The organism is Methylobacterium sp. E-045 (genome assembly GCF_022829685.1).
GTDB lineage: Bacteria > Pseudomonadota > Alphaproteobacteria > Rhizobiales > Beijerinckiaceae > Methylobacterium.
In genome coordinates this window covers 1-326 of record NZ_JAKSYE010000057.1, presented here as the reverse complement: position 1 = coordinate 326, position 326 = coordinate 1, and the positions used below count along the sequence as shown (strand labels likewise).

The 326-nt window shown below is 60.4% G+C and carries 1 protein-coding gene; it reads right to left on the bottom strand.

The window, feature by feature from the left end; translation table 11 throughout:
• Positions 1 to 326: PAS domain-containing protein (locus MKK51_RS07525; RefSeq protein WP_243976064.1), on the bottom strand; the 326-nt coding region annotated here is incomplete at both ends.

The window sequence follows — 326 nt, the reverse complement described above, 5'->3', positions numbered from 1 at the left end:
CAATCTCTGTGAACGTCCGACCGAGCACCTGATCGCTCTTAAAGCCAGTCAGGTCGATGAAGCCCTGGTTGACCTTCACGTAGCGGAGGTCGGAGAGCAGGCACACTACGGCTGGGGCTGGATTTGCCCGGAACATGCTCTCGCATCGTTCCTCCGCCTCGTAGTGATCGCTCACGTCTTGCATTATGAGGGCAAGGCCCGTCGGACGACCCTCCGCCTCAGTCACGACAAGGCTGCGAATACGATGCATCCAGATCTTTGTCGGATCCCGTGCATGGTGCACCTCGACCACGGCATCGCGGAACGTCTCTCCAGCGAGCCCCCGC